The organism is Alphaproteobacteria bacterium GM7ARS4, from assembly GCA_014332745.1.
Lineage (GTDB): Bacteria > Pseudomonadota > Alphaproteobacteria > GM7ARS4 > GM7ARS4 > GM7ARS4.
This window is the reverse complement of record JACONL010000006.1, coordinates 10,006-36,089: the sequence shown is the minus strand read 5'-3', so window position 1 is coordinate 36,089 and position 26,084 is coordinate 10,006. Positions and strand designations below refer to the sequence as shown.

At 50.9% G+C, this 26,084-nt stretch carries 22 protein-coding genes and 1 tRNA gene; 17 read left to right on the top strand and 6 right to left on the bottom strand.

Annotated features, from left to right (window positions below):
* From GDA54_05010 to GDA54_04970, 9 genes are all read left to right on the top strand, one after another.
* The coding region (locus GDA54_05010; protein ID MBC6497663.1) for a formate dehydrogenase accessory sulfurtransferase FdhD at positions 1–140 on the top strand (140 nt) is incomplete at its 5' end.
* A complete protein-coding gene (mobA, locus tag GDA54_05005) occupies positions 137–775 on the top strand; it encodes a molybdenum cofactor guanylyltransferase MobA (protein MBC6497662.1) in 639 nt (212 codons plus the stop codon). The genes GDA54_05010 and mobA, both read left to right, overlap by 4 nt.
* Entirely contained in the window at positions 735–2,102 is a 1,368-nt protein-coding gene (murA, locus tag GDA54_05000; GenBank protein ID MBC6497661.1) for a UDP-N-acetylglucosamine 1-carboxyvinyltransferase, read from the top strand. The genes mobA and murA overlap by 41 nt, the downstream gene beginning before the upstream one ends.
* A gap of 45 nt (positions 2,103–2,147) precedes the next feature.
* Positions 2,148–3,194, top strand: coding sequence for a cytochrome c oxidase subunit II (coxB, locus tag GDA54_04995; GenBank protein ID MBC6497660.1), 1,047 nt, complete (start codon positions 2,148–2,150; stop codon positions 3,192–3,194).
* A gap of 56 nt (positions 3,195–3,250) precedes the next feature.
* Positions 3,251–4,819, top strand: a complete 1,569-nt coding sequence (gene ctaD / locus GDA54_04990) for a cytochrome c oxidase subunit I (protein ID MBC6497659.1) — start codon at positions 3,251–3,253, stop codon at positions 4,817–4,819.
* A 55-nt stretch (positions 4,820–4,874) separates the two neighbouring features.
* Positions 4,875–5,783: a protoheme IX farnesyltransferase gene (locus GDA54_04985; protein ID MBC6497658.1), complete on the top strand. Its 909-nt coding sequence runs from the start codon at positions 4,875–4,877 to the stop codon at positions 5,781–5,783.
* A gap of 128 nt (positions 5,784–5,911) precedes the next feature.
* Complete coding sequence (locus GDA54_04980; protein ID MBC6497657.1) at positions 5,912–6,487, top strand: cytochrome c oxidase assembly protein; 576 nt, start codon at positions 5,912–5,914, stop codon at positions 6,485–6,487.
* A gap of 71 nt (positions 6,488–6,558) precedes the next feature.
* Positions 6,559–7,413 carry a cytochrome c oxidase subunit 3 gene (locus GDA54_04975; GenBank protein ID MBC6497656.1) on the top strand — a complete coding sequence of 285 codons (855 nt, stop codon included), beginning with the start codon at positions 6,559–6,561 and terminating at the stop codon, positions 7,411–7,413.
* A gap of 34 nt (positions 7,414–7,447) precedes the next feature.
* Entirely contained in the window at positions 7,448–8,224 is a 777-nt protein-coding gene (locus GDA54_04970) for an SURF1 family protein (protein ID MBC6497655.1), read from the top strand.
* On the opposite strand, the gene GDA54_04965 is transcribed toward GDA54_04970, so the two are convergent.
* The 4 genes from GDA54_04965 to GDA54_04950 form a co-directional block, all read right to left on the bottom strand.
* The gene (locus tag GDA54_04965) at positions 8,204–10,027 is read right to left on the bottom strand and encodes a hypothetical protein (protein MBC6497654.1); all 1,824 of its coding nucleotides are present in this window, start codon (positions 10,025–10,027) and stop codon (positions 8,204–8,206) included. The genes GDA54_04970 and GDA54_04965 overlap by 21 nt on opposite strands.
* A 22-nt stretch (positions 10,028–10,049) precedes the next feature.
* Positions 10,050–10,126: transfer RNA gene (locus GDA54_04960), tRNA-Met, on the bottom strand.
* A gap of 91 nt (positions 10,127–10,217) precedes the next feature.
* A complete protein-coding gene (gene mnmA / locus GDA54_04955) occupies positions 10,218–11,402 on the bottom strand; it encodes a tRNA 2-thiouridine(34) synthase MnmA (GenBank protein MBC6497653.1) in 1,185 nt (394 codons plus the stop codon).
* Positions 11,403–11,479: 77 nt separating this feature from the next.
* Positions 11,480–12,196, bottom strand: a complete 717-nt coding sequence (locus tag GDA54_04950) for a HupE/UreJ family protein (protein MBC6497652.1) — start codon at positions 12,194–12,196, stop codon at positions 11,480–11,482.
* 146 nt (positions 12,197–12,342) lie between these two features.
* Between GDA54_04950 and alaS the strand changes: the two genes are divergently transcribed.
* From alaS to GDA54_04910, 8 genes are all read left to right on the top strand, one after another.
* Entirely contained in the window at positions 12,343–15,114 is a 2,772-nt protein-coding gene (alaS, locus tag GDA54_04945) for an alanine--tRNA ligase (GenBank protein MBC6497651.1), read from the top strand.
* Between the two features lie 98 nt (positions 15,115–15,212).
* The gene (mutS, locus tag GDA54_04940) at positions 15,213–17,933 is read left to right on the top strand and encodes a DNA mismatch repair protein MutS (protein ID MBC6497650.1); all 2,721 of its coding nucleotides are present in this window, start codon (positions 15,213–15,215) and stop codon (positions 17,931–17,933) included.
* Positions 17,934–17,939: 6 nt separating this feature from the next.
* Positions 17,940–19,496, top strand: coding sequence for a murein biosynthesis integral membrane protein MurJ (gene murJ, locus GDA54_04935; GenBank protein ID MBC6497649.1), 1,557 nt, complete (start codon positions 17,940–17,942; stop codon positions 19,494–19,496).
* Positions 19,480–20,484: a tryptophan--tRNA ligase gene (gene trpS / locus GDA54_04930; GenBank protein MBC6497648.1), complete on the top strand. Its 1,005-nt coding sequence runs from the start codon at positions 19,480–19,482 to the stop codon at positions 20,482–20,484. The genes murJ and trpS overlap by 17 nt, the downstream gene beginning before the upstream one ends.
* 100 nt (positions 20,485–20,584) lie before the next feature.
* Positions 20,585–21,514, top strand: coding sequence for a sulfite exporter TauE/SafE family protein (locus GDA54_04925; protein ID MBC6497647.1), 930 nt, complete (start codon positions 20,585–20,587; stop codon positions 21,512–21,514).
* Positions 21,514–22,299: a TIGR02186 family protein gene (locus GDA54_04920; protein ID MBC6497646.1), complete on the top strand. Its 786-nt coding sequence runs from the start codon at positions 21,514–21,516 to the stop codon at positions 22,297–22,299. Before GDA54_04925 ends, GDA54_04920 begins: the two co-directional genes overlap by 1 nt.
* A gap of 75 nt (positions 22,300–22,374) precedes the next feature.
* A complete protein-coding gene (locus GDA54_04915; protein MBC6497645.1) occupies positions 22,375–22,845 on the top strand; it encodes a universal stress protein in 471 nt (156 codons plus the stop codon).
* A gap of 62 nt (positions 22,846–22,907) precedes the next feature.
* Complete coding sequence (locus tag GDA54_04910; protein ID MBC6497644.1) at positions 22,908–23,468, top strand: NifU family protein; 561 nt, start codon at positions 22,908–22,910, stop codon at positions 23,466–23,468.
* Positions 23,469–23,473: 5 nt separating this feature from the next.
* On the opposite strand, the gene GDA54_04905 is transcribed toward GDA54_04910, so the two are convergent.
* The gene (locus GDA54_04905; GenBank protein ID MBC6497643.1) at positions 23,474–24,799 is read right to left on the bottom strand and encodes a hypothetical protein; all 1,326 of its coding nucleotides are present in this window, start codon (positions 24,797–24,799) and stop codon (positions 23,474–23,476) included.
* Entirely contained in the window at positions 24,796–25,884 is a 1,089-nt protein-coding gene (locus GDA54_04900) for a hypothetical protein (GenBank protein MBC6497642.1), read from the bottom strand. Before GDA54_04900 ends, GDA54_04905 begins: the two co-directional genes overlap by 4 nt.
* Positions 25,885–26,084: the final 200 nt, after the last annotated feature.

The following is a 26,084-nucleotide window of genomic DNA, read 5'->3' as shown; positions in this document are numbered from 1 at the left end:
TCTCGCGCTCTGGTTTTACGGCATGGGGTATCGATTTGGCGCGTCGGGCGGGCTTAACATTGATAGGGCGGGCAAGAGGACATCGGCTCACGATATTATCGGCAGCCGAGCGCGTGCTCCATGATAATATAACGTCATGACATGTGAAGATATAGGGGGTGTCATCCTAGCGGGAGGGCAGGCGCGCCGTATGGGAGGCACACAAAAGGGCTTTTGTGCCATCGGTGGAAAAACGCTTCTTACGAGGGTCATCGAGCGCCTTGCGCCACAAGTAGGCTATCTCGCCCTCAATGTTCCCCATAAGACAGACGAGGTAGCGTATCAATCTTACGCTATTCCCCTTTTCCATGATGTGGTGGATGGCTTTTTTGGCCCCTTAGCGGGTATCTTGACAAGCATGGAGACATTATCGCGCAGGCAGGATTTCCATGGACGCCATTTTGTGAGCTGTCCTGTAGATACGCCCTTCATTCCACGAGACATGGTGACGCGTTTTTATCGGCGCATGCGCCATTCTTCTGCCCAGATTGTCTGTGCCGCCTCAAGAGGACGTGTCCATCCCGTCTGTGCTCTCTGGCCTCTTGCTCTTGCGTCTGACTTGCGCCATGCCCTTCTTAGTGAGTCTGTGCGTAAGATTGACCGATGGACAGCGCGTTATTCTGTCGCCGTCGAGTCGTTTGACGACAAGGACTACGACCCGTTCTTCAATATCAACAGCGATGATGAAAGACGCTATGGTGAGGCGTTGTTATCCTCCATCGAAGGGGAGGTATGACCATACCGTGAGCGCCTTTTACATTGAGGAGGGGCGTCATCCTCTTAAGGGAAGCGTGTCTATCAGTGGCGCTAAGAACGCCACCTTGCCTCTCATGGCAGCATGCATTCTGAGTGATGAATCCCTCAATCTCTTGAACGTCCCCGACCTTGCCGATATTGCCACGATGTGTGCTTTGTTGGAGCATTTGGGTATCTCTATCCATCATGATAAGGAACGCCGCCATATGACACTCAAGGCGGAGACAATCACGTCGTCCATCGCCCCCTATGGTCTCGTGCGTAAGATGCGTGCGTCTATTCTCGTCCTTGCGCCACTCTTAGCGCGCTATGGCACGGCGCGGGTTGCTCTCCCGGGGGGGTGTGCCATTGGCTCACGTCCTATCGACTTTCATTTGCAAGCGTTACAACGTTTTGGTGTCTCCATCGATGTCTTTGATGGCGATGTCATTGCGCAGAATCGTCATGGGAAACGTTTGAGAGGGGCGCGCATCGTCTTTCCTTCTATTTCCGTTGGCGCAACAGAAAACGCGCTCATGGCCGCATGTCTTGCTAAAGGTGAGAGCATATTGGTGAATTGCGCGCGCGAACCAGAAGTCGTCGATTTGGCGCGTTGTCTATCCTCTATGGGGGCGCAAATTGACGGCATAGGCCGCGACGTGATGCATGTGCAAGGCGTGGAAACATTGCGAGGAACGCGCCATCACGTCATTCCCGACCGCATCGAGGCTGGAAGCTACGCCCTCGCTGTAACCGCATGTGGGGGCGACATCATCTTGGAAGGGTGCATAGGAGACCATCTCACATTGTTGTGGGACCTGCTGAGCCAGCACGGCGTTGTCATCTCTCAAACACGCGCACATCACACAGGACCAATGGCAGGACAAGATAATGTGCGGGTGCGCATGGCTTCGCATCGCCCATGCTCTTTCGATGTGACGACAGACGCTTACCCGGGTTTCCCCACAGACTTACAGGCACAATTGATGGCTGTCGCCTGTGCGTTGGGTGGGACATCGACCATCAAAGAACATATTTTCGAAAATCGTTTTATGCACGTGGCGGAATTACGCCGCATGAATGCCGACATTCGTATCAGAGGCCATGCCGCGACCGTCATGGGAACATCACCCTTACGAGGCGCTCATGTGAAAGCGACAGATTTACGCGCCTCTATGGGCCTTGTCATTGCAGGCTTGGCAGCACAAGGAGCAACATGCATAGATGACAGCGACCATATCGAGAGAGGATATGAACATATTGAAAAAAAATTCCAATCCCTTGGCGCACGCATAAAAAAACTTGACGACAAAAAAAACGTTCTATAGCCTCATGGCTATGCGAGGAGGGGGCTATGCAAGAAGGGGCGTGCGATGGTAGGGCGGACAATGGGGGCAGGTGAAGGAGGGGCGGACAGCGGGGACGAGATTGGGCGTGGCCGCTGTCGCTATAGGAGGGTGTGGGGAGGCATGGCGGGTTATCATGTGAGGTTTATGGATATGCCGATACGTTTTTTGCAAAAAATCACATCATTTATTGTGCCTTGTCTGAGTGTGTGGGTGTTGTCATGCCTCTATGGCCTCTATGCTGGTGAGCGCGCCTATGCGGCATCACCACAACCATGGCAGATAGGCTCTCAGCCAGCGGCATCGCCACAAATGGCTGAGATCAGCGCTCTTCATGAGCAAGTCTTATGGATTATCTTTGCCATCGCCATTTTTGTCGCTGTTCTCATGGTGTATGTGATGATACGTTTCCGTGTGCGTGAGGGACATACGCAAGGCACGGCAACAACCCACAATAGCTTTCTCGAAGTCGTATGGACGGTGATTCCCATCATGATTTTGGTGGCGATGGCGATTCCCTCCTTTAAGCTCCTTTATGCCATCGATAAAGCGCCTCATGCCGATATGACGATCAAAGTGACGGGTGAAACATGGTATTGGACATATGCTTATCCAGACCATGGCGACCTCACTTTCGAGGCGCTCATGAAAGAGGAGGAAGAGCTAGGGGAAGGAGAGCCAAGACTTCTTGCCACCGATTACAATGTGACTGTCCCTGTGGGTAAGACGGTGCGCCTTCTTGTCACCAGCAACCCTCATGGTGTCATCCATTCATGGTCTGTTCCTTCCTTAGGCGTCAAAATGGATGCTGTGCCGGGGCGACTACATGAGACGTGGTTTCGCATTGATGAGGAGGGGATTTATTATGGGCAGTGTGCGGAACTCTGTGGCGTGAGGCATGGCTATATGCCTATTGCCGTCGAAGCCGTTTCGGAGGAGCGTTTCCAAGAATGGCTTCAAGAGATGCAGGAAGAGTGGAGCGACAGGAATGATGGTGACGGACATCACATAGCCTCAGTCGCCATGCCGTCCACACATGGGCGTCACAACAAAGATGCTTTGGTCAGTGAGTAAGGCATCCATCAACAGGACATGATAAGCAACAGCATGAAGAGCGGGAGTATCAAGGTATGAGCACACATAGTGAACCTCGAGGGCTAACACGTTATCTCTATTCCACCAATCACAAAGACATTGGGACGATGTATCTCTTTTTTGCTGTCTTTGCTGGCTTGTTGGGCGGGTTCTTTTCCATTCTCATGCGTATGGAGTTGGCGGAGCCGGGTTTGGATATTCTTCCTGATGGGGATACCCATCAGTGGAATGTGTGGATCACGGCCCATGGGTTGCTCATGGTCTTTTTTATGGTGATGCCCGCCCTCATTGGCGGCTTTGGCAATTGGTTTGTGCCTATCATGATTGGTGCGCCAGATATGGCGTTCCCACGTATGAATAATTTGAGTTTCTGGCTCCTCATTCCTTCCCTTGTGTTGCTTATTGGTTCGATCATGGTTGATGGGGGGGCTGGCACGGGATGGACATTGTATCCGCCCTTGAGCACGAGCGGTCACCCGGGCCTTGCTGTGGACATGGCGATTCTCAGCCTCCATCTGGCTGGCGCATCGTCCATACTGGGGGCTATCAACTTTATCACAACGATTTTTAATATGCGCGCCCCGGGCATGGATTTTCATAAAATGCCCCTCTTCGTATGGTCGATTCTTGTGACGGCATTGTTGCTCTTGTTGTCCCTTCCTGTCCTTGCGGGCGCGATCACGATGCTCCTCACAGACCGCAATTTTGGAACGGCATTCTTCGAATCTGTAGGTGGAGGAGACCCCGTCCTCTATCAGCATCTTTTCTGGTTTTTTGGTCACCCTGAGGTCTATGTCTTGATTTTGCCGGGCTTTGGCATTGTCAGCCATATCATCTCCACATTCTCGAAAAAGCCTGTTTTCGGGTATTTAGGGATGGCCTATGCTATGGTGGCTATTGGTGCCATAGGCTTTATCGTCTGGGCGCACCATATGTATACGGCTGGATTGTCTGTTGATACACGGGCATATTTCATGACAGCCACCTTGATTATTGCCGTCCCCACGGGGATTAAAATCTTTAGTTGGATCGCTACGATGTGGGGTGGTGCTATCGAGTTTAAAACGCCTATGCTGTTTGCCCTCGGTATGATATTCCTCTTTGTCATTGGTGGCGTCACGGGCGTGGTGCTTGCCAATGCTGGCATCGATGTCGCTCTCCATGACACGTATTACGTGGTTGCCCATTTTCATTACACGATGTCCATGGGTGCTCTCTTCTCTATCTTTGCTGGCTTCTATTATTGGTTTGCTAAGATGAGCGGACGGCAGTATTGCGAGCTGTATGGGCGTATTCATTTCTGGATGACGTTTATCGGTGTCAACCTGACATTCTTCCCCATGCATTTTTCTGGACTGGCAGGCATGCCACGCCGTATTCCTGACTATCCCGATGCCTTTGCTGGATGGAATATGGTCTCGAGTCTTGGTGCGTATATCTCTGGTTTCGCCGCCCTGTTCTTTGTCTTTACCGTTGTCCATGCGTTCTTAAGAGGGCAGAAGGCGTCTGACAACCCGTGGCAGAGCAATATTAAAAGCTTGGAATGGACGTTGAGTTCGCCGCCGCCTTTCCATACCTATGAAGAACAACCTAAGTGGAGCTAGGGCTGTTTGGCGTTGTCCCGCAAGGGAGCTCTGAGAAGAACGTGTGTGACGACCTATGGAGAGAGTGCTCGACATAACAAGACGGGTTGATGGCGTGCATGCTACGTCTGTGGCATCTGTTGCTGACTATGTGACACTCCTCAAACCCAGGGTGATGTCCCTCGTTGTCTTCACGGCATGGGTTGGGCTGATGGCGTCACCCTTGTCTGTGCATCCTGTGTTGGCATGGGCAAGTGTCATAGCGGTGGCAATGGCAGCAGCGGGGGCGGGCGCTATTAACATGTGGTATGACCGCGACATTGACTCTCTTATGAAACGCACGCAAGGGCGTCCTATTCCTCGAGGCGTCATAGACCCTCTCGATGGGCTGGGGCTTGGTGTTCTCTTGTCATGTATGGCTGTTACGCTGATGTTTCTTGCCGTGAATATGGTGGCAGCCTTGATGTTGGTGTTGTCCATTGGCTTTTATGTTTTTGTCTATACGATGGGGCTCAAGAGACGCACGCCTCAGAATATCGTTATCGGAGGAGCAGCGGGCGCTTTTCCCCCCATCATTGGCTGGGTTTCTACGGGGGCGGATATAACCCTCTATCCCCTTCTTATGTTTCTCATTATTTTTTTGTGGACGCCGCCGCATTTCTGGGCGTTGGCATTGGTGCGTATGACTGATTATCAACGAAGCGACGTGCCGATGCTCCCCGCCATCAAGGGACGCCATCACACGAAGAAGGCTATTCTCTTCTATACATGCTTGTTGCTGTTGGTCACGTTACTTTTGCCGTGGTTTGGTTTTGTGGGGCGCTATGCTATGTATGGCCTTTTTGTTTTAAACGGCATATTTCTGGCCCATGCTCTTGCCGTTTATCGACGGGATACGACTGAACGTTGCTTGTCCATGTTTCGCTATTCCATTGTTTATCTCTTTTTGCTCTTTATGCTTATATTGGGAGATTCCCTGTGGTAAAGAAGCACACAACGACCGTCCATAAGGCGCGTCAAGGACGCAATCGGGCGTTGGCATGGTTTTTGGCGTGCCTCTCAGCACTTTTTTATGCTATTACATTGGTGCGGTTCTAGCCATAGGAGATACGAATGTCTACATATCAACAGCATTCTACAGACAGGCGGCATGAGCACAGCCGTGTTGGTTTGACTCTTGTCGCTGTTATCGTGATGATGTTCGCCCTCTCATGGGCGTCTGTTCCTCTCTATCGCCTCTTCTGTCAAGTGACGGGGTTTGCTGGCACACCCCTCATTGCCGACAGCACCCAAGACGCTCTGTTTCTCGCTGACGCTCCTTCGGGTGGAGGACGTTCTATGACCATGCGTTTCGAGAGCCAAGTGAGTCGCGCTCTTGGTTGGTCATTCTACGCCTCGCAAAAGACGTTAGCGATTCCCGTTGGCACACGCCAATTGGCTTTCTATGAAGCAAAAAATGAAGCGCATAACCCTAAAACAGGCCATGCCATCTTTAATGTTACGCCCTTGAAGGCAGCGCCTTACTTCGTCAAGATTGATTGCTTTTGTTTCCAAGAGCAAACCCTCGACGCTGGTGAGCATGTGCGCATGCCTGTTGCCTTTTATATCGACCCCGCCATCGGCGACGACCCGTACATGGACGATGTTGACACCATCACGCTGTCCTATACCTTCTATGAAACATTATAGGATATGATGGTGATGTCACGCTTGTCCATTCCATACGAAAACATCGGCTTTTATCCATAGAGGAGATTCTCATGAGCACAACACAAAAACACCCCTATCATCTCTTGGACCCAAGTCCTTGGCCTCTCTTGTCGGCATTGTCGGCATTATTGCTCTGCGTTGGTTTGTTGATGTTCTTTGCTGGCGATGGAGAGAACGTTTGGGCTGATGCGTCTGTCCTTATGATTGGCTTTGCGACTGTGGTTTTGATAGCGGCATTATGGTGGCGCGATGTGATCCGTGAAGCAGAAAGTGGTCTATACCACAATGAGATCGTGCAGCTAGGCTTGCGTTATGGCATGGTTCTCTTCATTGCTTCTGAAGTGATGTTTTTTGCGGCATGGTTTTGGGCATTCTTCGATGTGTGGTTCTACCATGGTGGTGCGAACAGCCCCGAACTGGTGATGCGGACTGACCCTGAAGTGTTAGGAGGTGTTTGGCCACCTGCTCCTTTGCAAGGAAAACTTTTCGACCCATGGACAATTCCATTCCTCAACACGGTGATTCTCGTGAGTTCGGGGGCAACATTGACATGGGCTCACCATGCGTTACGTGCCAATCACAGGAAGTACCTCTGTAGTGGTTTGGGTATCACCATCCTGTTGGGTTTGACATTTACGGCATTGCAGATAGTCGAGTATGGTGAGGCCAGCTTTGGTTTCGATGAAGGGATTTATCCATCCATCTTTTATATGGCGACAGGCTTCCATGGTGTCCATGTCGTCATCGGCACGATATTCCTGACCGTCTGTTTCTTCCGCGCGTTGGTGGGGCATTTCACGTCTCACCACCATATTGGTTTCGAGGCAGCGGCATGGTACTGGCATTTTGTCGATGTTGTCTGGCTCTTTTTGTTTACATTCATTTATTGGTGGGGAAGTCTGTAGGTCTTGTGCGGTTGAGACATGGCGTGAAAGAGTGATGTCATTCGTCATACGTTATAAGGGATATATGCTGTCCGTCAGCGCTGTGCCAACAGCGATGACGCTGGTCGGGTGTGTCGTGCTCTTAGCCTTAGGCTATTGGCAGCTAGAGAGGCTCGCTTGGAAAACAGAGCTCAATGCGCAGCGGCAGAAGGCTCTCGCCATGCCCGCTGTGCCGCTCCCAGACAATGACGCTCTTCATGCCCGTGACGACTTTGCTAAGATATGGGCAGAGGGGAGGTTTCTTCATGAGAAAGAAATGTATGTTGCCGCCAGAAGTCGGCGGGGGAACATAGGTTATAACGTCATCACACCTATGCTCTTGCGTGATGGTGGCGGAACGTTGCTTGTCAATCGAGGATGGATACCTTCTGGTTTTAAAGATCCTCAGACACGCTCCTCCTCCGCAACAGAAGAGCCTCTTGTGCGCGTGGAAGGGCTATTACGCTTTGAGGCACAACCCAATATGTTTGTGCCAGATAATGATAAAGAGAAAAATTTTTGGTTCTATGTGGATATAGAAGAGATGGCATCCTATGCTGGTATCGACAACAGCCGTCTTTACTATATGGATGCCTATGTGGATGAGTCGGCCATGCATGAGGGCGCGTATCCCATGCCAAATCAGACACGCATTCTCTTGGTGAATCACCATGCGCAGTATGCGTTTATTTGGTTCTCTCTCGCTTTGGCTTTGCTTGTGATCTATGTGCTCTATACGCTCAGTAAGGACGCGCCAGGGCAAGGGCCATCATCACAGGGAGGGCGCTTTTGATGCCGTTCGAGGGGCGAGGAGAATTTTTTTCGCTTTTTGGAGAAGGGGCATGGCGTGACTCTTATCCAATAAATTTGTGTAATGGAGAAGCATGGGCGATATAACGTAATCCCAGAAATTCTCCATGAGATACATGGGATACCCGCTATCGTCAAATAAGAGGTTCTTGCTGTGCGCATGGAGAGCAAGGTGATGGCTACATGAGAGGATGAGGTCGTGATAGCAGATATGCCCAATACGTTGGTGATGGCTTGTGAGGAGAGGGTCTTTTTCCAGCAATTGATTTAATTTTTCTCCCCTATAGGCAATTTCATAGAATTCTTCCGCCACCGATTCCCATGGTCGGTTTCTTGGGATTAAGCCATCCGCCACAAATTTGTTCCAACATTTCTTAAGATAGTTAATCAAGCGCTTTTGGTTGAAATCCACCGAGAGCCAGACAAAGCAACGTCTGAGATTGATATCGATGGTGCTGTCTTCTGGCGCTGTTGCCGTCATGGTGCAGATAAAATAGAGGTTGCTTGCTAATTTGAGATAGTGGTTATCATTTCCCGCAAGGCGTGTGCTGTGTTCTCGTTGGGTGAGGAGGTAAGCGCATTCACCAAAGAGGTCATGGAGTGACACATGCTGTAGGCCGTCCAGAATAATAATAAAGGGGATACGGCGGAGGTTTTCCAGACGTTTTTCCTCTAGCATGTGATTGACGCGTATGAGGAGTCCGCTATGCCATGTGATATTGCCGTCATCATGCACATGGGGTCTTCTAATGAAATCTCGATAGCCATAGTTCCTATGGAGGCTGATATGGAGTATGCGTTCATTGACAAGGCGTATGACATCGTCTTGGTGGCTAAAGTACCAGCTTGCTCCTAGGCTCACCATCAATTGGCGACGTATCGCTGTTTGGGCGATGGTGCGTGCCAGCATGCTCTTTCCGCTCCCGGGGCCGCCTTGTAGGATGAGTTGCTTTTTGAAGACTAAATTTTGCACGGGCCCGATTTGTTTGCTATCCATATCGCCTTCCCAGCACTCTATGAGGGGAGGATAATAGAAATCTAAATTCTTATTGGGGAACAGCTCGTTGAGCTTCTTGCGAATGAGGAGAATACGTTCGTCCGTATCTTCAGGGAGTGACGGATGTTCCTGCACGAGGGAGTAAAAGGCGTTGGTAATCAAATTTTTATGGCGATGGGATGTGATACGTTCGTAATGGTCGGGAAAGAGCAAGTGTAGAAGGGCTGGACGCATGGCGAGCATCTTTTCTTTCATCGCATCATAGAGGGCGTGTTTGCATTGCTGTGGGTTCGAGAGCACCTCTTCTCGCTTTTTTTCATCGAAGGATTTGATTTTTTGGGCGAACGCAAGCACGACACTTATTTGTTCATCGACATCTTCATAGTAATTGATGCTTGGGTCATGGACTCCGCCATGCATGCTTTTGAGGAGATGTTCCGTTTGGTTGTCCAAATCGATAGGAGAGACGAGGGCAGCAAACTCCAAAACCCTACGTCTCTTATCTTCATAGAGGGGTGTTTGTGGATAAATCCAATAGAGAAAAACACACTCTGTCGCCAGACGATGTAAGGGCTCGCTGAGCGTGCCAAATATCTCATGGAGAGGACGCGGCTTTCTCTGTTTCTCTTTTCCTTTCTTTTGGAGGGTGATGTTCTTTTGGAGAGCAGCGATATTCTTGTTTGTCCAAACGGCGCTCTCTAGCCAGAAAAGAGAGCCACTCTTCATGAGACAATCATGGCGCCATTGGTCGACGGCGTTATAGATGATGTCATTGACAAAACGTGCCATGGGCCCTCGCTTGTTTAGAAAGTGGTAGCGGAGGAGGGACTTGAACCCCCGACCTAGAGATTATGATTCTCCCGCTCTAACCAGCTGAGCTACTCCGCCTGATATGTTTCTCTGTGGCATAATATAGAGCATGATATACACAGAAGGTAAGAAAAACATGGACGAAGAACGACGGAGAGGGCTTGTGGCACTAGCATACCCATCCGCCACCGAGTAATCTCTCTTGGTGATAAAAGGCGCATGCTTGTCCCCGTGCTGTGCGTGTCGTGGGATGGTGGAAGCATACCGTCGCACTTAAAGGTATGGGGGATGACGCGCCCCCAGCATGTTGCTTCTCATGGCCTTGTGCGCGTGTCAGTCTCACACGTGCCTTAACAGGCGTTGCCGTTGAACGTAAACGCACATCCAGTGTCATGTCAGTGTCTATATCCTCTTCGCCAAGCCAGTTGACATGGGTCAGCTGCACCGCCTCATGGGAAAGGTCTTTTTGCGTGCCGACGGTTATCGTGTTACGTGTGTTATCTATGGCGATGACATAGTGAGGCGCTGTATGTGCGTGGCGCGCTTTTAGAGGCAAGCCTTTCCTTTGTCCCACGGTATAGAAGAGCAGACCCCGATGGCTGCCGACAACGTTGCCATGCGTGTCGATGATGGGGCCGGGCGTCATCGCATCGGGACGTAGACGTTGGACGAGGTTGCTGTAATGTCCGTGTGGAACAAAGCATAAATCTTGACTATCTTTCTTGTCGCTTATGTCGCCTAACTGATAGTGTTGGGCGAGGCAGCGGACATCTTTCTTGCGAAAATTCCCTAAGGGAAAGAGGAGAAAGGGCAATTGCTGGCGGGTTGTGGCGAATAGGAAATAGCTCTGGTCTCGTTCTTTGTCGATGGCACGATAGAGATGGTTTGGCTCTGTCTTCCTTATCTCTTGGCGCACATAATGTCCTGTGGCAAGGCAGCGACAGCCCAGTTCTCGCGCTTGTTGTAAGAGATGGTGAAATTTTATTTTTTGGTTACAACGCACACAGGGAAGAGGCGTCTGTCCGTTGATATAAGAGTCGGCAAAATCATCTATGACATCTTTTTGAAATTGCTGTTCGTAGTCGAGGACATAGTGGGGAATGTTGAGACGATGGGCAACATGCTGTGCATCAGCAATATCACGTCCAGCACAGCAACTTTTTGTTGTGGCATGGTGAAAGGGCGTGTTCGCGTCCCCGCTATGGTAAAGACGCATGGTGAGTCCCATGACCTCCCACCCGACATCATGGAGCATAGCGGCGACGACGCTACTATCGACTCCTCCAGACATCGCCACAGCAACACGCCGACACCCTGTTTTAGGGGGTTTTGGTATCAACGTATGGTCTTCCATAGGGACGCTCATTCATAAGGAGACGCGCCATCACACATGGCATAGAGAGAGCATGCGGCGGCGCGCCTTCTCTGTCTTCACAGCAAGGGAGACGAGAGGATAGCGCCACATATCACCAACCCAAAGGCAAGGCGGTAAAAGGTTTGCTCTATGCTCATGCGCCCATAGCGCTGTCCTATCAAGCGTCCCCCCATGACATGCCCTATCCGTTGTATAAGCCACGCCAAGCCATATGTTATGCCATAGTGAAGAAGAGCAAGCCCGCCGAGATACGCCAGAATGGGAGTCGTTTCGCTCCCTATCCATTCCATCGCATAAAGCCCACTATGACTTAAGCCCAGTATAAAGACACCTAGAGCCATAAGAGACATGGACGTCACGAGCGTGGGACGGATGACCAATGTTACGCTGAGCCCGATGAGTGCTATCACGCCTATGGTGAGCAGGAGCGGCGCATCATTCATAGAGATGATAGGAAACAGGAAGGTCATGCATGTCGCCCCAAGCCATGTGCTCAGTGCCAAGATGGCGGGGAGAGTGGAGAGTCTTGTCGCTTGTGCTGCCACAAGGGCTGTTGCCATGATAAGCAAACCATGGGGAGGGTCGAGAAAGGGATGGGCAAGCCCAGACAAAAAGCCTTGTATAAGAGGAGACGATGATACGTCAGAAAAAGGAAGCGCCCCTCCCACATGGTGGGCAAAAGCGGGGACGGCAAGCCATGCCCAAAGGCAGAGAGTACAGAGAGTCGCGAGAAAAAACGTAACGACTCTTTGAGAAAAAGATAGGAAAGACATATAATAGCTCCTTGCTGAGAGGCAGATTTGGATAACCGTCGACGACCGCTTACGTTATAGACTGACGATGGGAGGATGGCAATACTCTCTGTCCTTAACATCATGCTGTGATGTCGGTGGCAAGAGGAATGAACGAGGCAAACGCCATGCATTCGGAGCAGATACGCACAGAATTTTGCCGTTATTTTCAGGGTAAGGGGCATGTCGTCCAAGAGCCTATGTCGTTAGTGCCAGCCCACGACCCGACTCTCCTCTTTACCAATGCAGGGATGGTGCCTTTTAAAGACGTGTTTTGTGGCAATACGCCACCGCCAAACAATGTGCGGCGTGCTGTGTCGGTTCAGCCTTGTGTGCGCGCAGGGGGTAAACATAATGACCTTGAGCATGTTGGCTACAGCACGCGCCACCACACATTTTTTGAGATGCTTGGGAATTTTTCCTTTGGTGATTACTTCAAGGAGGAGGCTATTGCCTATGCATGGGAGTTTGTCCATGGGACGTTGCATATTCCACAGGAAAAACTCTATGTGACGGTGCATCGGGATGATAAGGAGTCGGCACAACTATGGCGTCGCATCGCTGGGTTCGATTCAGGGCGCATTATTGCGCTATCGGATAGGGATAATTTTTGGTCTATGGGTGAGGACGGCCCTTGCGGGCCATGCACGGAAATTTTCTATGACTATGGTGATGCCTATGAAGGCGCGCCGCCCTCTGAGTCGAGCGATGGCGGACAGCGTTTTGTCGAGATTTGGAATCTTGTCTTCATGCAGTATCAGCGTTCCCGTTCAGGGCAATTGACGCCTCTCGACCGCTTTGGTGTCGACACAGGCATGGGATTGGAGCGTATCACCAGTGTCATGCAAGATGTTCATAACAATTATGACAACGACCTCTTTCGTCCTTTGCTTGCCTATATGGAGGAAAGAGGTGCGCATGCGGAACATTATCGCCATGGGCGATGGGTGTTGGCAGACCACATAAGGAGTTTATGCTTTCTCATTGCTGATGGCGTGTCGCCTAGCAATGAAGGGAGAGGATATGTGCTCAGGCGTCTGATGCGTCGTGCCATGCGCTACGAGCATGCCATGCCACGTAAGGGGCGGGAGGCGTCCCGTGCCACCAGCAAGGCCTCTGTCGTCCCCGTCCCTCCTCAAGCGCATGAGATGTCGTTGTTATTGGGGCTTGCGCCTATCCTTATTGATATGATGGCAACCCACTATGCGCACCTTGTGCGCCATAAGGCGCGTATCCTCGATAGTTTACAAAGAGAATATGTGCGTTTTCATCATGCGCTGGAACAAGGCATGGAGATTTTACAAGAGGCGATGGCATCCATAGGGACAGGTGAGTCATTGTCGGGAGAAAAAGCCTTTATGCTCTACGATACCTATGGCTTTCCCCTTGATATGACGGAAGATATTGCCCGTGGACGTGGTATCTGTGTGGATAAGGCGGGTTTCGACCGCGCCATGCACACACAAAAATCTCGAGCCTTAAAGGCGCATCGAGAACGTCACAGGAAACACATGCATGGACAAGATGATAGACAGGATTGGACGTGGCTGGACGAGCACTGCTCCCCAAGCCAATTTGTTGGTTATGAGTCTCTTTGTGCCACGGCGCGGGTGGAGGCTATCATTGACGCATCGGGAGAGTCGGTGACGTCTCTGGAGGGGTATGCGGACAGCAAAGAAGGGCATGACGCTTCCATGACGCTTCTGATGGATAGGACGCCCTTTTATGGCGAGTCAGGGGGGCAAGTGGGTGATCGGGGCGTTTTTCTCCATAAGTCTGGAGACCCGTGTTTTTCTGTGCGAGACACGCAAAGAGCATGCCATGGGCGCTATATCCTTCATCACGGCTATGCCCATCGTCGCCTTAAGGTGGGGGATATGTTGACTCTCTCTGTAGATGGCGTCCATAGGCATGCTGTCTCGAGACATCACAGCACAACCCATATTCTCCATGAAGCGTTACGCCGTCTTTTAGGAGACCATGTGGCACAGAAGGGTTCTCTCGTCACAGACCAGAGAGTGCGCTTCGACTTTACGCATGACGCTCCCATTGGCGAGGATGATTGGGCGCAATTGGCACGAGACGTCAATCACGTTGTCATGGAGAATGGCGCTGTTTCGACACATGTGATGGATTATCACAGCGCTGTTGCCAAAGGCGCGCGCGCATTATTTGGCGAACGTTATGGTGAGAGGGTGCGTGTCGTCTCTATCGGTGTTGATGAGAGAGAAGGCGACAAGGCCTACTCTCTTGAGTTATGTGGTGGCAGCCATGTGACGCGCTCTGGTGATATTGGCGCAATTCTCTTGTTATCGCAATCAGCTGTTGGGGCGGGTATACGGCGTATCGAAGCGGTCGCTGGCCACGCCGCCCATGATGCTATTCTTTCTCTGACGAAGAATGACCATGCTCTTCAGCAGCTCGTGAAGGCGTCTTCGAGCATGATGGCACTGACAAAGGTTCGAGAGTGGGCAAAGATTGTCCAGCACCATAAAAAAGCGCAACAACGTCAGCGTTCCCAGACATCTTTTGCTGACGTCGCTATCAAGGAAGACGTCGTTGGGGTGTATCGACTCTGTCATGCTGTGTTCGAGGAGGCATTAGGCCACGGGCTGAAGTCGGTAGCAGAGACCCTACAAAAGAAGACGGATGCCCATATTGCCTGTGCTATTGCCTTAGATAAGGCGCATGAGCGTATCGCCTTTGTCCTCAAGGTCATCGAGCCATCGGGAGACATACGTAACGCCCATGTTCTTGCGCGCCACGCCGCCCAACGTTTCCATGGGAGGGCGGGAGGACGCCCAGACCTTGCCCAAGGGGGAGGGAAATGCGCCGCTGGCGAAGAACATCACGTCATCGATACCATCCTTTCATCACTCAAGGAGAAACTCGCTTCGTGAACTCACCCAGCAAACAAGCGTCCTCTCGACAACAAAACCTGTCTCTGTTGTCCCCTACCTCGCCTCCTACGTTCCCTCCTCAAGGAGAACAAGGGGACATGAGCGAGGAACAGCCCTCCCATGCCATCACAACACAAGAAGCTCATGGGCGTGAAAAAAAGATGCCGATAGGCGATACGCCATCCATCAGCCAGTATAAGGAATTCAAGGCGCAATATCCCGATGCCATCCTGTTTTATCAAATGGGGGATTTCTACGAAATGTTCTTTGACGATGCCCATGTCGTGTCGGAGGCATTGAATATCCGATGTGTCCATCGCGGGAAATCGGCAGGGAGGGACATTCCCATGTGTGGTGTGCCCATCCATAGCAGTGAGAGCTATCTTATGTCTCTTGTCAAAAAAGGCTTTAAGGTCGCCATTATCCAGCAGAAAGAGGGTGGTGATGATAGCCAAAAACGCGGCAAATTGTTCGAGCGCGAATTTGTGCGTTTGGTGACCCCCGGGACCCTCACGGAAGAGTCGCTGTTGGACGCAAAGACCCATAACTATCTTATGTCTTGGGCTCTTGTTGGTAAGACATTGGGATGTGTGTGGATTGACGTGTCCACCGGCCATTTTCAAGCTCATTCTTGGGAGGCGGAGGCAAGCCAGCAACAGAACGTATATGCCAAAGCGATGGCGTTATGTGTGGGGCTTGACCCGCGTGAGATTATCTTGTCTCGTCCTATGGCAGAGGATGACGATTGTTATGACGCCTTAAGGGATTGGTGGAAGCGGGTGACGGTCATTGAGGATTATGTGTCATCCAGCGAGAATGCAAAACGTGAACTCGTTGCTCTATGGGGAGAGTCTTTTGCCCGCAGCCTCCATCTTTACGACAGAGCAAGCCTCATGGCGGCGGCTGTGACGGTGCGTTACATAAAACGGACTCAGAGGGGCGCTCTCCCCGTTATTCAGGAATTGCGTCAGTTTTCCTTGCGTCACAGCATGGTCATTGACCCCACGACGCTCAGAAGTCTAGAGATTGTGTCCTCCATGCATGGAGAGCGTAAGAACACATTGATGGCGACTCTTGACCGCACGGTGAGCGCTGCTGGTGGGCGTTTGATGACAAGGCGGCTCACGACGCCAAGCCTTTGTCTCGATACGATAAGGGAACGCCTTGCCCATGTGGGCTATTTTTATACCCATGAGGCCGTGCGCCATCGCATGATCTCTTGTCTTAAGCGCGTCCATGATATTGAGAGAGCCTTAGCGCGTCTTGCTGTGCAGCGGGGAAGCCCTCGGGATTTGGGCGCGTTGCGTGATACTTTGGCGTGTGCGGCGCAAATGGCCATGGTCATGCGTAAGATAAAGGAGGAGACTCCCTCTCCAGACGTGCCAGACGGGCTCTGTGCCTTCGAGACACCCCTTGCCGAGCTGGGCGCGTTGCATGCGACACTCCAAGCAGCGCTTTCCCATGACCTTCCTCTCCATGCCCATGGCGGGGGGTTCATAAGCACGGCATATGACACGGTGTTGCAGAACACGCTGAGGGAATTGGCGGAACATAAGCGTCATATAACACGCTTGCAAGATGATTATCGGAGCAAAACGCATATCGATAGCCTACGTATCGTCTATGTTGAGAAAGAAAACAGCTATATCATCGAGATCACCCGCTCCCAACTACAAAAATTGAAGGCGACGAACACCAAACATTTTATGGCTCGTCGTTCCACCAAGCATGTTGCCCGCTTTACCACAGAGGAATTGGAAGCGCGACAAAATGCGCGCTTGACACTCGATAATGCCGTGCGACAAGAGGAGATGCGTATCTACCATGATTTATGTGCTTTAGCACAACGCCATAGTCATGCGCTCCATAGATTGGCCGATGCTCTTGCCCATCTCGATGTTGTCAGCAGTCATGCCTCTTATGCATGGGATTATGATTGGCATGCGCCTTCTGTGGATGACAGCGATGACCTCTCCATTGTTGGTGGCAGACATCCTGTTCTCGAGCCTCAGGAAGGCACAGAATTTGTTGCCAATGATTGCTTATTGACGGGTGAGAATCGCCTATGGCTTCTCACGGGACCGAACATGGCAGGGAAGAGCACATTCCTACGACAGAATGCCCTTATCATCATTCTTGCCCAAGCGGGATTCTATGTTCCCGCCAAAAAAGCCCATATTGGCCTTGTTGAGACGATTTTTAGTCGTGTTGGCTCTGGCGACAATTTGGCAAAAGGCGAATCGACCTTCATGGTCGAAATGAAAGAGACAGAAGTCATTCTTCGCCTTGCCAACAAGAAGAGCTTTGTCATCCTCGATGAAATAGGAAGAGGAACAGCCGTCAGGGACGGATTGGCGTTGGCATGGAGTATTATCGAACATATCCATACCGTCAATCAGGCAAGAGGCATTTTCGCGACGCACTACCATGAGTTGGCGGCAGTACAGGAAAATCTCACAGCATTGAGTTTACGTCAGATGGTGGTGGATAAAAGGGGTGAAAAAATCTTTTTTCGCCATCTGATACGTCCGGGGAGCGCCTCTGGCTCTTATGGTATTTATGTTGCGCAACTGGCTGGTATTCCTCATGCTGTCTGTGTGCGCGCACAAAGCGTGATGGCCATGTTGGATGACATCGATAGCAAGTATCATCAAGGGCTTAAAGGGATGGCGCCAGACGTGCATATGGTCGCGCCAGAGCAACCGAAGGCGGAAATATGGACTATGCTCGATGCCCTTGACCCCGACAAGCATACGCCACGGGATGCTTTAGAGATACTCTACAAACTCAAAGAGGCTTTTAATAAGGAGAAAGGATAACGACCGATGTCCTTCTTAAGGCGTTTTTTGGCATTTGGTGCGGCAACGATGGTGAGTCGTGTCTTTGGCATGGGACGCGATGTGCTGTTCGCCACATCATTGGGCGCTAGTGCCTTGACGGATGCCTTTTTAGTCGCCTTTCGCCTCCCCAATTTTTTCAGACGATTTTTTGCCGAAGGAGCATTTTCCCAATCTTTTGTGCCAGTGTTCGTGCCTATGTTGTCGCAAGACGAGAGGAGAGGCATGCAATTCGCTTTGTCTGTGGGATTCTTCCTCTCTGTGATTGTGGGTGTCATTGTCGTTGTACTCAGTCTGTTTGCCGACCATTGGTTGGGGTGGCTTGTCCCCGCTTTGACATATCAAGAGTCCACCTATCTTTTTGCTGTGGATATGCTTCGTATCATGCTTCCTTTTTTATGGTGCATGGCCCTTGTCAGTTGGCAGGTAGCGCTTCTCCATGCCCATCAACGTTTTGGTTTATCCGCTTGTCTTCCTATTGTGATGAATCTCTTTATGATCCTGGCCCTCAGTCTTGGCGCATGGCGCGCTCAAGGGGATCACGACACCCTTGTGATGTTGGCGTGGGGTGTCACCTTATCGGGCGTTGCCCAGGTCGCCTTAGCGTCTCCTTTTTCTTATGCTTTATGGTCGGCGCACAAGGATGGCATGGCGATGCCTCGTTGGAGTCAAGATATTGGCGCGATGTTGCGTCTCGCTGTGCCGAGTGCTTTGACGGCATGTGTGCATCACGTCAATGTTGTGATGAATACGTTATTGGCGACGCTTCTTCCTGCGGGTTCGGTGACGATGTTGTATTATGCTGATAGGGTGAGTCAACTTCCTCTTGGAATTATTGGCGTTGCGGCAAGCACGGTGATTCTTCCCTCTCTTGCGTCTTCCCATGCGTCTATCGAACGAGACGGACAAGGCGTACAGCACAGCAACCGTCAACATGATGAAGCCCTTCATTATAGCATGCTGTTGGCTGTGCCTTCAGCGGCGGGTCTTTTTGTTCTTGCCTCTCCCATCATCGAGATGTTGTTTGTGTATGGAGATTTTACGTCACAGCATGGACATGTCTCGGCACAATGCCTACAGATTTTTGCCTGTGGCGTGCCAGCCTTTATTTTGTCGCGTCTTCTCGTATCCTTTTTTTATGCAAGGAAACAACATCACTATCCCTTGCGTTCTGCCATGTGGTCGGTGGTGGTGAATGCGTTTTTCGCGTTTATGTTGATGCATGCTTATGGCATACGGGGTTTAGCGGCTGCCCCTGTGTTGGCATCATGGTTTCAGGCGCTTTTGCTGTTTTGGTGGCTTCATGGCAAGGGATGGTTTGTCTTTTCGAGGAAGGTATTCTCTTTGTTTGTCATGGCTCTTTCTGCCAGTGCTGTCATGGTGGTGTGTCTCTTATGGTTTGAGCGGTTGATGCTGTTTGAAAGAGAGGCGTGGTTTATACGTTTTGCTCATGTGTTCTTGATGGTATTTGTGGGGGTTTTGTGTTATGGCGTGGTGTGGTGGCTTCAAGCGAGGATAATGCTCAGCGATGACAGAGAGTCCTAAACGTATTTTTTCTGGTATTCAGCCGACAGGCGTCCTTCATATAGGGAATTACTTCGGGGCGTTGCGTAATTGGGTTGCTATGCAAGACGAAGGGGAATGTTTATTCTGTGTTGTGGACCTCCATGCGTTGACATCAGCGCAGACGAGGCAAGGGTTGCGAGAAGGGGTGCGCTGTGTGACGGCGGCGTATTTGGCAGCGGGATTGGATGTGGAGAAATCCATCATTTTCCATCAATCAGCCGTGCCGAAACATGCGGCGCTTCAATGGCTCTTATCTTGTTTTACGCCCCTTGGTTGGCTCAATCGCATGACGCAATTTAAGGACAAGGCGGGGAAAAAGCGCGAGTCAGCCATGCTTGGATTATATGCCTACCCTGTCCTTATGGCAGCGGATATTTTACTCTATCGGGCGACCCATGTGCCTGTAGGTGATGACCAACGCCAGCATTTAGAATTGGCACGCGATATTGCTGAGCGTTTTAACCATGAGTGTGGTGAGGCATTCTTTCCTCTCCCTGAGCCCCGCATTATGGAAGAGGCGAGTCGTATCATGTCGTTGCGCGATGGCACAAACAAAATGAGCAAGTCTGAAGCATCAGATTATGGGCGAATCAATGTGCTTGATACAGATGATACCATATGCCTCAAGATACAGAAGGCGCGCACAGATAGTCATCCCCTTCCTTCTTGTGTCGAGGAGATGGAGGGAAGAGCAGAAGCAAAGAATTTACTGACGCTCTATGCTGTGGCGTCCCATCAGACGCTCCAGCAGGCATGCGCCATGTGGGCTGGCAAGCCTTTCTCGTCTCTTAAGCCCGCCTTGAGCGAACGTCTTATCGAGGTGGTAGCGCCTATGCGTGATGCTATGCATCGTCACCTCTCTGACCCTGACAAGTTGGACGCCATTCTCCACCATGGCGCCGCCCGAGCATCTCGTCATGCCGATGAGACATGGAATGCCTTGCATGACATCGTTGGTTTCCTATAGAAATGACACATAAGGGGAGGACACGTAAAAAGAACGAGAGAGACGAAGGAGAGAGACATGAACGAGCAGCTCGCCCTATCATTGGTAGAAGATAGAAACGATGCTTGAGGTTTATTTACCCGTTGCCCAGCTGTCTGTTGACGTTTGGGCGTTGTGGCTTGCTGGACTCGGTGTTGGCATATTGTCTGGCATGTTTGGGGTTGGAGGCGGTTTTCTCATCACGCCCCTCCTCATTTTTTGGGGTATCCCACCGCAAGTGGCCGTCGCCAGTGGCGCGAATCAAATTGTTGGTAATTCCGTATCGGCAGGAATCGCCCATATGCGTCAAGGCAATGTGGATATGCGCATGGGGTGTTTGATTTTGGTGGGAGGCTTTGTGGGGTCTTATTATGGCGTATCATTTTTCTTGTATCTCAAAGAGCAAGGGCAGATAGACTTTGTCATTTCGCTGATCTACGTGTTATTTCTTGCTGTCATTGGCTTGATGATGATGTGGGAAGTGCTCAGGAGCAGTGTGCGCTTCCTGTTTCGAAGGAAAAAGAGCGCCACCGAGCCCGTCAAAGAGGCAGACAATCCTTGGCCTCTCAAGATTCACTTTAAGGTGTCGAATATGCGTATTAGCATCATTCCTCCTCTTATCCTCGGTGTTGGGGTCGGTGGGTTATCGGCTATGTTAGGTGTGGGAGGAGGCTTTATTCTCGTGCCAGCCATGATTTACATGTTAGGCATGCCAACCCTTGTTGTTGTTGGCACATCCCTTTTTTACACGACATTCCTTGCGTCTTATGTCACATTATTGCATGCGACGACGACGAAGACGGTGGATATTGTCTTGGTTGTTATTCTCGTCACGGGGGGTGTCATTGGGGCACAAATAGGGAGTTATCTGGGCAAAGTCCTCAAGGGAGGGATTATGATGCGCTTGATTTTCGCTCTTCTTCTTATTGGCGTGTCGGTGCGTTTGCTTATGAACATTGTTGAGGCGCCCTTTGACCCCTATACGGTGAGTCATGCTGGAGCGGGGTCGTGATGAAAGCGCGCCAATCTATCGCTTGTATCTTTGTGTGTTTCTACATTGTCTGTGGCATGGGAGGGATGTCCCACGCCAATGTGTCATTGGCAGAGGATTTTGCCGAAGACATTGTCGTGATTAAAACAGAGCCAGATGTCGTTCCCATAGGGCTTGTTTTCAGTGGGCAGAGACTCCTTATCTATGGGGCGATGAAGCGTTATGCGCACATTGTTTTACGTGTGACGAGCAGGGATGAAGAGGTCACGGTGCATCGCTTGAAAAACAGATTTGGATTTTGGGTCAGTGATTATGGACGTACTCTGGGCGACACACCCTATTTTTATGGTGTCTATTCCAGTGGCAACATTGCCGAGCTCCTCTACGACAAGATTTTAGATGAATATGGTTTTGTGTTGCAACGAGGGCTTGCGCTCCCTGATTCTTTTGCTGTCTATGACGATAGGGTTGATTTTTATCAAGCGCTGTTGCGCCATCGGCAGAGGCAAAATTTATGGCAGCAGAAAAATGGCGGTATCGAGGTGGATAATAATCTTTACAAGGTGCATATTGACATTCCGCCCCAAGCGCCTCAAGGTGACTATAGTATCGAAGCCTTCATTATCAGCGACAGCACGGGACGTCTCATAGGGCGCAGCATTGCCCATTTTCAGGTGCAACGAAGCGGTTGGAATGCCGTTGTCCATAATCTTGCTCGGGACGATGGCGTGCTTTACGGTCTTTTGGGTGTTGCGTTCTGTGTCATCTTAGGTGTTTTTGTGGCATTGCTGTTTAGACGTTACTGACGCGCTTTGTGTTCTCTTTACGTGTGCGCACAAGAGCTGTAGAATGGGGGTGGGTAATGTGTGGAGGACGAGGGTATGGCACAGGAAAAAATATGTTTGGTGGTTGTGGGCAGTGAGGCAGAGACTCGGGCGGCATTGCATTATGCCCATAAATTGGCCGAACGCATGGGGGGTGTTGTCGGTCTTTTCGGTGTAGCAGAAGAGCCACAAGCCATGTATTGGTTGGCGGTACAAGATGCGTCTATGGAGGAAAGAAAAGAAAAACTCGAACAGCATATGAGCGCCTTATCTCACGCCTTCCAAAAGGGGGAAGGAAAAACGCCCATCGTCTATCTACGTGAGGGACGTTTAGACACATGCCTCGCCCAATTCCTTGATGAAGAGTCCCGTGTGGCAGCGTTGGTGTTGGGACCAAGATTAGGCGCTGGCCACATGGCCGCCTCTTTGGTGGCTGACACCTATGAGAAGCGGAAAAAGAAGACGGCTATTCCTGTCATCATGATTCCATCAGATATGAAGCAACAAGACATTGACATGATGGTATAATGGCACGATATTTAAAAGGGGAGGGGTTGACGCTGGAGGGCATAGAAGAGAGATAAGAGACGATGTTTATACAGACAGAACAAACGCCTAATCCGGCGACATTGAAATTCATTCCTGGTTGTCCCGTCTTAGAGGGGGGGACGGCAGAATTCACCCAGAAGGCGGAGGCTGAGACACATTCTCCCCTAGCGTCACGTCTTTTTGCTATCGAGGGTGTTGTCGGTGTGTTTTTAGGGAGCGACTTTGTCACGGTGACGCGGGCGCAAAATAAAGAATGGATGGCGCTCAAGGCATCGATTCTTGCATCGATCATGGAGCATTTTCAATCAGGCGACCCCGTTCTCCATGATGAGGGTTGTATTGTGCCGTCACATCTTAATGATGGTGAGGGTGGCGAGGTTGTAACAAAAATTAAGGAGCTTCTCGATACCCGTGTGCGTCCCGCTGTGGCGATGGATGGTGGCGACATTAATTTCAGTTCTTATGAGGATGGTATCGTCTATTTGCAAATGCGCGGCGCATGTGCTGGCTGTCCCAGCTCGACGGCCACCCTCAAGGCGGGCATTGAAAATCTCTTGCGCCATTATATTCCTGAGGTGCGAGAGGTGCGCGCTGCGTCATAACCACATCATGGCATATCGATGGTCATGTCTTTGGCGTCGGGGCGATTCTCTCTTTGGGTCTGGGAGGATGTCGTGAGAGACGGAGACGATGATGTTGGCATGGGCGCATCGAGGGAACGAGTCCAGCGTACTGTCGCAAAGGAGTCGCATTGCGGACATATGGCATGCCATTCTTTGTGCTGATGGTGACATTGTTGACAAGACCAAATGAACAGGGGCAAAGCCTTTTCTGCTTGGTGATGCCATTGCGCGCCTTTGTCATGCCCCATGGTTGCCTTGTCAATGGCGGCGCGATAGAGCAAAGCCTCTCGGCATAGCGGTAATTGTTGAAACAGAGGGTCAAGCCAATGGCGCGCTTGGGCCCACCACCGACAACGTATGGCGGCATCCGCCATGGCAAGACGGCTTTGCGCTGAGGTGAGCGAGGCTTGACAGAGTTTATGGAGTGTTTGATAGTGCTGTTCCTCTGGCGCCTCTAAACTTTTCTTTTTGTTTTGAGACTCACGTTCCCATTGTGCCTTTCTGACGTAAGCCATGACGAAGTGGGGGTCGTGTTTGACACTCTTCTCTAAATATGTGCGTTCTTTGTCGCTCTCTTGATGAGGTCCTTCTTGTCGGCATGCGTCCGCCAGCATAAAATATGTGACGGCCTGATAATGCCTGCTTTGTTCGAGAGGGAAGGCATGGGCCGAGTGCGCTTTATCAACCAACGTCAGCACATCATGCCATTTTTTCTGTGCTGTATAGACTCGCAGGAGCGCGTGGTATATCCAATGCGCTTTTGGCTGTAAGGATGATGCTTCTCGTAGATGTTGGAGGGCGCTCTCATAATCTTCATGGTGGAGAGCATGTTGGGCAAGGCCACGATGGGCGAAAAACACGGTATCTTGACTCTCGAGCATCTTAACGAAGTGGCGTTTTGCTTCCGCATGGTCGCCCTTTTGCAGGTGGGCTTGCGCTTTCAGCAAGAGTGAGAGCGCTGGAAGAGGCATATTTTTATCGATGGTCTCCGCTTCTATGAGGGCATTTTGGCTTTCTCCCGCCGCCAACGAGATAAAACCACGCGTGAGCGCTTGCAAACTCTTGTGCCTCTTCCCTTGCTCTCGTTGAGAGAGGATACGTTGCGGTGTGTGACGTAGCCAGAGCCACAAGCGTGTCAATAAAACACATGACAATAAGAGCCATGAGAGCCCGAAAAGAGCAATAAAAGCATGGGTCTCAAGACGATAGCCAAACCATGTGATCGTCACCGAACCCGGTTCATAGACGAGCCACAAGCCAAGAGGCACAATGATAAGGATAAAGCTACTCCAGAGAATAAAACGTTTCATGGCACAGCGTCCTCTTGCCTGCTCTGTTCATGGACAGAGCGATGGTCATGCTGTTGGGTGCGTAACGCCGCCTTCATCTCTTCGTAGAGAAGGGTGCGTAGGCCATCCAATTGGCGTGAGAGCCTAAGGTATCGTTCGAGCTGTGTATCTAGCATAGCCCATGGGGGTGTCATGGTGTTTCCTTGATGGATGTCTTGTATGACGTTGCGCGCCTTCTGCCATTGCTGGTGATGGAGGAATGTTACCATATCCTCAACGGAAGCAGAACGCGTACGTCCATGATGTGGTATGTCTTCGCCATCATTGACTTTCTCTAAAGTGACCAAATTCTTAAGAAATGTCATGAAAGAAGGACGTTCGGTGTCAAGGAGTCGTTCCTCTGTGATGTCGCGGCGCGCTTTGATAATATCATCGACCATCGCCTCAAGAGGACGATAGGCTGTATGGGCAGATTCTTGTGCTAAATCCTCCCCGACAATGTCCCTCAATGTTTCGCCTAACAGGGTCATGGCATCTTGGTATGAATCATAGGGAGATAGGAGCTCTTGCAACAGCTGATACGCTCTTGAAGGCGCATGGGTGGTAACATGGGTCTCAAGCTGTTCGATGATGGAGAGGGCGAGCGCCATATGGGAGACCTCCAGCCTATGGCCGTTGGTATCACCGTGCAAGGCGTTAGGGGATGCCTCATGTGAGGCCTCACGCGATGCAGAGTCCAAGCGACGAACGACCTCTTCTAATGTTGCGAGTCTTTCCTCGACGGCAGACACATCGTCATGGAGGGTGTCGCTGTTCTGTGTTGGTTGTTGGGGTGCATGGGTCTCTGTCTCTGTGACCTGTGGCACTGTCTCACGCTGTTCTTGTTGTCCTATCGTCATGCCTCTAGGCCAGAGACCCGTGTGCCAGAGACCCGTGTGCCAGAGACCCGTGTGCCAGAGGGTATAGGCGACTAACCCAGCACAGGCGACAATGGCAACCATCAGCACAAGCGCAGCTTTGGGGATGGACTTTATGGACGAGGGTGCGATGGAGGGGGGAAGGAGGCGACGCGACACGAAAACAAGGGATGTGGCAACAGGAGGCATGCAGGGTGATAGCCTTTATTATAGGGAAAAAAGCGCAGGAAAAAGATTTTTTGTAAAAAATCGCGCCTGTTCATAAAGCGTTCATCTTTCTAAGCCATAACACAAGGGAGGGCATAACAACACGTACAACCTAAAAGAAAGAGGTGTATCATGGCTTGGAGCACTCCAGAAGTCACGGAAGTCAGCGTTGGTCTCGAGAT